This window comes from Streptomyces sp. MS06, from assembly GCF_047200655.1.
Classification (GTDB): domain Bacteria; phylum Actinomycetota; class Actinomycetes; order Streptomycetales; family Streptomycetaceae; genus Streptomyces.
In genome coordinates this window covers 1-8262 of sequence record NZ_JBJZOJ010000112.1, presented here as the reverse complement: position 1 = coordinate 8262, position 8262 = coordinate 1, and the positions used below count along the sequence as shown (strand labels likewise).

The window sequence follows — 8262 nt, the reverse complement described above, 5'->3', positions numbered from 1 at the left end:
TTCACAGTGAGTGAGAACGCCGTCGGATGTGCTGGCCTGGCTCACCTTGGCAGTGCCCAGGCACAGGACCTCTTCTCCGAGGCGGACCGCGATGTGGATCGGCATCGAGCTTTTGTCCGTATCCCAGGGCGACCCGACCAGTCGCTCGGTGACCGGGGCCGGTGCGGGCCCGATCAGACGGACCTCCTCAGCACTCCACACGCCGCTCCTGGCGGGTGCGTCACTCGCTTCCACGGTGATCACCGTCCCGGCCTCACCTATGACGATGGTGGCGCCCCCCACCATGAATGGTCCGGCGATCGCCGAGCCACCGAGGAGCACGGGTTCGTGCTCCTCGTCGAATACCAGCGCGGGAATTGCGGCGGAGCCCTGATCGGTCATCCCCGCATCATCGTCGACCGCCACTGGGCAGCCCTAATGTGTGCCAGCTGTGACCGTCACAAGATCAGCGCCAGAGCCCAATTGCGTGAGCGTCCGCACCTCTGAGAGGTGTCGCCAGACGATCGTTTGACGACAGGATGGCGGGGCGTCCAATGAACCCGTGCAATCCGGGGGCTCTGTCAGCTTCCGGAGTCGGCTGCACTGATGTCCGAAGTCTCCTGCGCATGGCAGTGAGCCCATGGCGTGGTCGTCTCGGTCTGGCGTCGTTGCCGTCCTTGCATGCTGGGCGGCTCGGGGCCGTCAGCCAGAGACAAGTAGCTGACGTTACGTGCTGATATCTGCTGCGCCATCACTGACCAGGCATACGGATGTGATCGCCCAGTATTCTACCGGCTCAGCGCTTATGCGTTCGCAACGCCCAGGAAGCGTAGGACCGCCAGGACGCGGCGGTGGTCGGCGTCTGCCTTGGGCAGGTCGAGCTTGGTGAAGATGCTGTTGATGTGCTTGGCGACGGCGCTCTCGCTCACCACCAGCTCGGCGGCGATGCCGGAGTTGGACCGGCCTCCCGCCATCAGCTCCAGTACCTCACGTTCGCGCGGAGTGAGCCGGTCGAGTGGATCGCTGTGCCGACGCACGAGCAGTTGCGCGACGACCTGCGGGTCGAGTGCGGTGCCGCCGGCCGCCACCCGGCGTGCTGCTTCCGTGAACTCCTCGATGTCGGCTACTCGCTGCTTGAGCAGGTAGCCGACGCCTGAGGTGTTGGCGGCGAGCAGATCGGCCGCGTACCGCTCCTCCACGTACTGCGACAGCAGCAGCACGGCGGTTGGTGGATACTGCCGGCGGATCACCAGCGCGGCGCGCACACCCTCGTCGGTGAAGCCGGGCGGCATGCGCACGTCGACCACGGCGATGTTCGGCCGGTGCTCCTCGACGGCCGCCAGCAGCCCTTCCGCGTCGGCCACTTCGGCACATACCTCGAAGCCGGCCGCCTCCAGCACCTTGACCACCCCGATCCGCAGCAAAAGGGAATCCTCGGCGATCACGGCGCGCACGGCAGCTCCACGGTGATGACGGTCGGGCCCCCGGCGGGGCTGCGGCAGGAGAACGTGCCGTCGACGGACGCGACGCGCTTGGCGAGCCCGGCGAGCCCGGTGCCACCGCCGGCCGCCGCGAGATCCGCGCCGCCCGCGCCGTCGTCCGCGACGACCACCAGCAGTGTCTCCCCGATCCGCTCCACGGTCACGTCCGCCCGGGTCGCCTGGGCGTGTTTGACCACGTTCGTCAGGGCTTCGGAGACCACGAAGTACGCGACGGCCTCGACCGTGGGTGAGGGGCGCTGCGGCAGGTCCACCGCCACGCGCACCGGGATCGGGAGGCGGGCGGCGACCCCGGACAGCGCGGCGTCGAGGCCGCGGTCCTCAAGGACGGCCGGATGCAGGCCGCGCACCAGGTTGTTCAGCTCGGCGATCGCCTCCTTCGCCTCGCGGTGCGCCTCGTCGATCACCTTGCGGGCGTCCTCCGGCAGGTCGCTGAGGGTGGACCTGGCCAGGCCCAGGTTGACGGCGAGTGAGACGAGGCGCTGCTGTGCGCCGTCGTGCAGGTCGCGCTCGATCCGCCGCCGCTCGGTGTCGGTGGCGTCGAGCACGCCGGCCCGGCTCTCGGCGAGGTCGGCGACCCGGCGGGCCAGCTTCTCCGTGCGGCTGGGGCCGAGCAGGACCTCGGCCGCCCGGGTCTCCAGCCGCACCAGAGCGCCGGTCAGCCGGGGCCCGAGGAACAGCAGGGCGAGGCCGCCGGCGGTGATGTACGCGGCCTGCGTGGTGTACCCGAGGTCGGTGACCCGCCACTGCGGGGGCAGCGCCCAGATCCACACGTAGATGGAGGCGGCCACGAGAGCGGCGGCCCAGACGGCGAGGACGGCGAGGTCCAGGACGGCGAGCAGCGGACCCGCCACGGCGTGGTAGCAGACCTGCCGCCACAAGGCCCGGCCGGTCAGCCGGCGCACCGCCGACTTCCAGTTGCGTCCCGGCCCGGGTACGGCGGGGCGCGGGAGGTCCTTGCCGACGAGCGCCCGGTAGCGCCGCCGCTGCCCGACGGTCAGCAGGGGTGTCACCACGAGCGTGAGCAGCACGGGCAGCGGAGTCACGGCCACCGCGCCGGGCGCGCGCACCAACGCCGCCATCGTGCCGAGCAGCCAGAGCCACAGTGGCACCACAGAGAGGTGGAGCGGCAGGCCGGCGGCGACGAGCGCGGTCCGGTGTCCCGCCCTGCGGAACGGCCGGCCCAGCACCAGCTGCAGCCACGTCGTGAGTTGCATGCGTCAAACGGTAAAGCCGCAGGCCATCCCCGTGCCATGACGCTCCCGCCCGGTTCGGGGGTGCACTTATCTCCACCCCGAGTCGGAACCCTGCGTGACTGACGGCGCCCTGGTGTGCGGCGGAGGGTGGAGCACGTGAAGGGGAGAGCCGGCGGGGAGCGGGGGAAGACGATGCGTCAACTGGTGTTGTGCGATGAGGAATTGGTCGGTGCCAAGGGCTTCGACCGCGCCGAGGTCATCCCGCTCCACGAAGAGGCGGAGGAGCCGCGCCCGGCGCGGGGCATGCGGCGGGCCGGGGGGCTGCTGGTCGCCTGCGGGCTCGCCCTGCTGCCGTGGCTGTACGTGCTGGCCACCGGCCTGCCGGCCACCGCGACCGCGGCGCACTGGCCGGTCGCCTGGGTCGGGCTCGACGCGCTGGAGGCGCTCGGCCTGATCGCCACCGGCCTCCTCGCCGCCCGCGGCGACCGGCGGCACGCCCTGGCAGCCGCCGCGACCGCGACGCTGCTTGTGGTGGACGCCTGGTTCGACACCACGACCGCGGCCCCGGGCGGCGACTTCGCCACCGCGGTCGCCATGGCGCTCGGCGCCGAGCTGCCGCTCGCCACGCTGTGCGGCCGGCTGGCGCTGCGGGCGCTGAGCCGGCCCGCGTGACGCCGACCGCCCGACTACGTACCGCGGACCGAATCGATCCACCGGAGAACACCATGCACCGCATCACCACCGCCCCCATCGCCCCGATCCCGGCCCGGACCCGCTGGGCGGTCGCCGCCGGCGCGGGCGCCGCGTTGGCCACCGCCTGGTGGCTGGGCGACACAGCGCCCTATCCGTACGCCCAACGCGGCCTCCTCGACGTGCCGTTGCCGTTCCTGACCGCCGGCCGGATGGACGCCGTACTGCGGCCGCGACCGGGGGAGCGGATGCTGGAGATCGGCCCGGGGACCGGACTGCAGTCGCTGCACGTTGCCCCGCAGCTCGGTCCGGCCGGGCGGCTCGATGTGCTCGACATCCAGCAGGAGATGCTCGACCACGTGATGCGCCGCGCCGTGCACGATGGCCTGGCCAACATCACGCCGGTCCGCTCCGCCGCGCGTGCACTGCCATACGAGGACAAGACGTTCGACGCCGTGTACGCCGTCACCGCGCTCGGCGAGATCCCCGAGTCGGAGCGGGTGCTGCGTGAGGCAGCACGGGTCCTGGCACCGGGTGGGCGGCTGGTCATCGGCGAGTTCTTCGACCGGCACTGGATCTCGTTCGGCCGACTGCACCGACTCGCCGACGCCTCCGGCCTCCACCTGACCGTACGCCGCGGGTCAAGCCTGGCGTACCTCGCCCGCTTCCGACCCTGTGGCGCCGACGAACCCGACCGCCAGGGTGAGCGCCTCGTCCACGACGCTGGGGAAGAGTGAATACCGCACGACGCAGTCCTATTCTGCCTGCTGCGAGTCCACGTCGGCTGCCATCAGCGGGTTCGCTCCGGTGTGTCGCTGGGACCTGGCACTGCGAGGTAGCGGTGCAGGGAAGTCTTAGGGATGCCGGTCTTCGCTGCGATCTCACCGAGGCTGCTGCCCTGCTGCTTCAGCAGCCGGGCGTACTCGATCTTGTCGGTGGGGTGAGCGACGGGTCGACCGATACGGCGGCCGGCAGCCTCGGCGACGGCGCGGGCATGGGCGGCGCGCTCGGTGGTGAAGGTGCGCTCCATCTCGGCGAACAGGGCCAGCAGCAGGAAGGCGATGCGGCCCATGCCCTCATCGGCGGTGTTGATCGGCAGCGGATCGGCGAGCGAGCGTACGCCAATCTGCTTCTCCCCCAGGTCATGGACGAGGTTGAGGACTTCACGCAGGTTCCTTCCGAGGCGGTCGAGGGTGTGGACCACGATCACGTCGCCGGGTCGCGCGTAGGCCAGTAGTTCGGTCAGGCCGGGGCGCTCGATGCTGGCGCCGCTCTTCTTGTCGACGTAGATCCGTTCGTTCGGGATGCCTGCGGAAGCGAGAGCGTCGAGCTGCCGTTCCAGGCTCTGTTTGGTGGTCGAGACCCGTGCGTACGCGAGTTCGAGCCCCCGAGCGGGGTGCTCTCGCGGTCGGGGTGTGTCACGGAGGGGTGGGAACGGTGGGGAAGTGGAACAGAACATCAGGCGCCCCGTCAGGATGTGTGCATCCTGGGCCGATCCCTTGCCGCCTTCGAGAAGGAACGTGTCTCCCTATATGAGGAAGGCATCCCCGCCGGCTTCCTGCCCAGCGCCCGGGAGCTGGGCCGCCCCGCACCGACCCGGTCACCGCCCGACAGCTCCTGGGCATGCTCACCGGCGGATGCCAACCTGGGCTTCGTCGGTGGTCTGACGGCGGCCGACGTACATGCCGATGACGGTGCCGATGATGGCGAGCACGCCAGCGGCTATGGAGGCGACGACGGCGCCTGTTCCTTCGCTCATGGGCTCATCTTGCCGGGGTCGACGGGTGTTGTTTGCGGCTGGTGACAGCGTTCTTACCGACACCCCCACTTGCACCAACGCAACCCTTGAGTGCAATCCTTGGATTTATGTCTTGACTTCAATTCAAGGATTGATAGCTTGAGTTCATGCCAAGCAATGAGAAGCCTCGCCTCATTCCGACCGGCAAGTGCTGGTGCGGCTGCGGGAAGGATGTCAGCCTGGGCAAGTTCTTCGCCGCCGGCCACGACAAGATCGCCGAAGCAGCGCTCATGGCCCTCAAGTACGACGGGTCCGTCGCTCAACTGCTCCACGCCCACGGCTTCGGCTCGCACCATTCCGTCCGCCACGCCGCCGTCACCAATCCGGACTGCTCGTGGGAGAAGTGCGCCGACTGCAACTACAGCGGCGCCCCTGCCAGCATCGCCAACCATCGCAAGAAGGACCATCCCGACCGACATGTCCTCTCCCAGGCGATTCGCGCCCTCGGCGGCACCTGGGACCCGCAGCGTGCCATCAAAGCCCTGGGCGACCACGGTCACACGTGGGAAGACCAACGGGCAGCGGAGAAGCGGGTCCGGCAGATCCTGCGCGACCTGTGCGCGGACGGGCTCATCGTCAAAACCGACCCTCAACGGGCCGTCTACGACCTCGTTCGGGTGTAGAACCGGGGGCACGGCGATACCCAAGAGACATAGATCGCCTGGCGCCATGGCTGCCGGCAGGCCACCCTGGGGGCCCCGAAGAGCTCGACTGAATGAAAGGGTGTCAAGGTCTTCGTGTCCCCGTCCGCTGACCAAAGCGGGGAACATGACATTCCGGTCCGCGGCGTACCTGGTCGCCTCTACAGTTGCGTCATGGAGTTCAACCGGGGTGACTCGATCTGGGAACTGATGCTGACGAAGCGTCCTTCCGACACACACTTCTCACAGTCGAGCACTTCGGGCGGAAAGAGCCCGCTGGCGCGGGATGACGACAACACGCTCGTCACGCACACCGTGCTGTTCGACGGCACCAAGACGGCCCTGGCGATCGCCGGCACGTGCTTCGCGCTGGGGGCCGTAGCCGCGCCGCACGTCAAAAGCGGGCTGATCACCCTGAAGTCGAAGCTGCGCCACAGGGCGGAGGACGCTACCGACGCCGAGACTCCCGTTCCCCTCAAGGTCGTTGCGGAGATCGAGCCGGAGCAGCCCGACCCCTCTCGACTGCGCGCCGTCTGATCGCTGGCTGTCCAGCACCCGGCCGCGAGTGCGTACAACACCTCGGAGGCGACCCACGCGCATCACGCGGCGGTGTTCTGTGGCGGGCGTGGCGGGCGGTTCCAGAGATGCGGCCCTCGCCAACGGACCCGCACAGCTGACCAGGCCGGGGGAACCACGTGGCGCGGCTCTCCCCCGGCGGTGCCCGCCCGCCGCTGGTCGGCGGGCCGCCGACAACTTCGACGGCTTCCACCACTATCTGAGGTTCATCGGCCATCTGAGTGGCGCGGTGACGACGCGCAGCTCAGCCGGGACCGGAGCGACGAAAGGCCGGACTCATTGAATGCGTGCTCCGTTGCAGCGGAGCACGCAGAGTCGGCCCCGGTGTCCTAGTTCGGACACGCGCCGCAAAGTAGCCAGGGTGATCACGTGCTCGCCGCCGTGGCTACTGTGGCGTTAACGGTTGAACTGGCCCCGCTCTTGCGGCCCGAGTTGGCCCCACCAGAACATCGAGAGAGAGCTGCTTCCGGTCTGACCTGGCCCCGGGTTCCGGTTTGAGTTGGCCCCGGTCTACTGGCTGACGGTGAAGATGGCCGCTCGGTCGTTCTGCGCCGCAGTGAGGTAGAAGTTTTTCAGTCCTGGCAGGAACGCCTGGGTGTAGGCGATGTCGTCGGCGTCGCCGGTGCCCTGATAGGCGTCGAACGTGAGCGTGGCGAAGCGATCGCTCAGCCATTGCCCGTCCAGTGGCTCCAGGGCCTTCGCGATCTCGCGGACCTGGTCAGCAGTGACGTAGCAGACGATGTAGTCGTCGCCTCCGTGCAACGGAATTCCGCCGAGGATGACGTGCGACAACGGGTAGTCGCCGTTGTCGCAGGCGAGGTCGCCGTCGGTGAAGCATCGGTGCAGGGCGTCCCAGGACTTGTCGAGTTCGAACAGGTGGTTCATGTCCCACTGGTCCTCGACCTCTGCGACGAGTTCGATGACCTCGTCGTCGTCCTGGCAGGCCAGGAGGACGTCCCGGAGATGGTGGTGGACTTCGTCCGGCGTGCGGTGGAGCTCCCGGAGGGCACGCTGCCGGTGTACCGGGCGGAGCGGACCGCCAAGCATCACCGGGGCCTGGTCCGCAAGCGGGTCGGCGTGACGTACGACCAGGTCAAGGCCCGGCAAATCGTCGAGCAGTCGATCCGCAAGGAGGCCGCGGCGAAGAACCGCCCGGCGGATCTGATCAATATCGCGCTGGAGAAGGTGGTGGAGGCCGGGCTGGAGCTGCCCGGGTTCTCGACCTTCGACAAGATGGCCTCGAAAATCCGCACCGAGGTGAACGCCTCGATCTGCACGGGAATCCACGACCGCATGAGCGCTGCTCAGCGGGCGGGGCTCATGCGGCTGCTGGAGGACCGTGACAGCGACGGGACGACGCTGTTCAACCGGCTGAAGAAGTCCGCCGAGGGCCCGACCTGGCCGTACGCCGCTGGAACACGGTGGAGCTACACCGACCGCGCTGGTTAGGGTCGTGGGATGAGTACTCATACCTTCCGTATCACCGTCCGCGGTGTCTTCGACGGACTCAGCACTGATCAGCGGGCCGAGCTCCTGGCCCGTGCTGCGGAGCATGACGTCCTGCGGGCGGCCTTCACCTCTGAAGGGCACCTCAGCTACGACCTGGCCGCGCGATCCGCCTTCACCTTCCGCTTCCTGGATTCCGGCGAGGAAGAACAGGACATCCTGGAAGCGACCGAACGCGCCGAAGAGTCGGTGAAGGCGTGGCTGGCCGAGCGCGGCTACGGCTACAAGAACCTCAGGAGCAATGCAGAGGACCTCTCCCAGGCACCGTTGGGCAAACGGCAGCGCCGCGCCGCAGCCCAGAAGTACGTCTGACCCTGCAGCGGCACTCTCTTCGCCCGCCCGTCGGGGATGTCTCCCCGCGCGATGGGAGATGATCC

The 8262-nt window shown here is 68.8% G+C and carries 12 protein-coding genes; 6 read left to right on the top strand and 6 right to left on the bottom strand.

Going from position 1 to position 8262, the window contains the following annotated elements:
- The 3 genes from ACL02U_RS32390 to ACL02U_RS32380 form a co-directional block, all read right to left on the bottom strand.
- The coding region (locus ACL02U_RS32390; RefSeq protein ID WP_412794585.1) for a hypothetical protein at nt 1–381 on the bottom strand (381 nt) is incomplete at its 3' end.
- A 401-nt stretch (nt 382–782) separates the two neighbouring features.
- Nucleotides 783–1433 carry a response regulator gene (locus tag ACL02U_RS32385; RefSeq protein WP_412794584.1) on the bottom strand — a complete coding sequence of 217 codons (651 nt, stop codon included), beginning with the start codon at nt 1431–1433 and terminating at the stop codon, nt 783–785.
- Nucleotides 1421–2695 (bottom strand): histidine kinase, encoded by a 1275-nt coding sequence (locus ACL02U_RS32380; RefSeq protein WP_412794583.1) that lies wholly within the window; start codon nt 2693–2695, stop codon nt 1421–1423. The genes ACL02U_RS32385 and ACL02U_RS32380 overlap by 13 nt, the downstream gene beginning before the upstream one ends.
- Before the next feature lie 135 nt (nt 2696–2830).
- Between ACL02U_RS32380 and ACL02U_RS32375 the strand changes: the two genes are divergently transcribed.
- The gene (locus tag ACL02U_RS32375) at nt 2831–3346 is read left to right on the top strand and encodes a hypothetical protein (protein ID WP_412794582.1); all 516 of its coding nucleotides are present in this window, start codon (nt 2831–2833) and stop codon (nt 3344–3346) included.
- Between the two features lie 53 nt (nt 3347–3399).
- Nucleotides 3400–4101, top strand: a complete 702-nt coding sequence (locus tag ACL02U_RS32370; RefSeq protein WP_412794581.1) for a class I SAM-dependent methyltransferase — start codon at nt 3400–3402, stop codon at nt 4099–4101.
- Nucleotides 4102–4154: 53 nt separating this feature from the next.
- On the opposite strand, the gene ACL02U_RS32365 is transcribed toward ACL02U_RS32370, so the two are convergent.
- Nucleotides 4155–4823 (bottom strand): recombinase family protein, encoded by a 669-nt coding sequence (locus ACL02U_RS32365; RefSeq protein ID WP_412794580.1) that lies wholly within the window; start codon nt 4821–4823, stop codon nt 4155–4157.
- Nucleotides 4824–4991: 168 nt separating this feature from the next.
- Nucleotides 4992–5123, bottom strand: a complete 132-nt coding sequence (locus ACL02U_RS32360) for a hypothetical protein (protein ID WP_412794579.1) — start codon at nt 5121–5123, stop codon at nt 4992–4994.
- A 146-nt stretch (nt 5124–5269) separates the two neighbouring features.
- Between ACL02U_RS32360 and ACL02U_RS32355 the strand changes: the two genes are divergently transcribed.
- Both ACL02U_RS32355 and ACL02U_RS32350 read left to right on the top strand, forming a co-directional pair.
- Nucleotides 5270–5785, top strand: coding sequence for a hypothetical protein (locus ACL02U_RS32355; RefSeq protein ID WP_412794578.1), 516 nt, complete (start codon nt 5270–5272; stop codon nt 5783–5785).
- Between the two features lie 192 nt (nt 5786–5977).
- A complete protein-coding gene (locus tag ACL02U_RS32350; RefSeq protein ID WP_412794577.1) occupies nt 5978–6340 on the top strand; it encodes a hypothetical protein in 363 nt (120 codons plus the stop codon).
- Nucleotides 6341–6889: 549 nt separating this feature from the next.
- Here the strand turns inward: ACL02U_RS32350 and ACL02U_RS32345 are convergent.
- Nucleotides 6890–7264, bottom strand: coding sequence for a DUF1877 family protein (locus ACL02U_RS32345; protein WP_412794576.1), 375 nt, complete (start codon nt 7262–7264; stop codon nt 6890–6892).
- Here ACL02U_RS32345 and ACL02U_RS32340 point away from each other — a divergent pair.
- On the top strand, nt 7256–7828 hold the full coding sequence (locus ACL02U_RS32340) for a DUF4158 domain-containing protein (protein ID WP_412794575.1): 573 nt from the start codon (nt 7256–7258) through the stop codon (nt 7826–7828). The genes ACL02U_RS32345 and ACL02U_RS32340 overlap by 9 nt on opposite strands.
- 9 nt (nt 7829–7837) lie before the next feature.
- Nucleotides 7838–8197 carry a DUF6204 family protein gene (locus ACL02U_RS32335; protein ID WP_412794574.1) on the top strand — a complete coding sequence of 120 codons (360 nt, stop codon included), beginning with the start codon at nt 7838–7840 and terminating at the stop codon, nt 8195–8197.
- Nucleotides 8198–8262 lie beyond the last annotated feature (65 nt).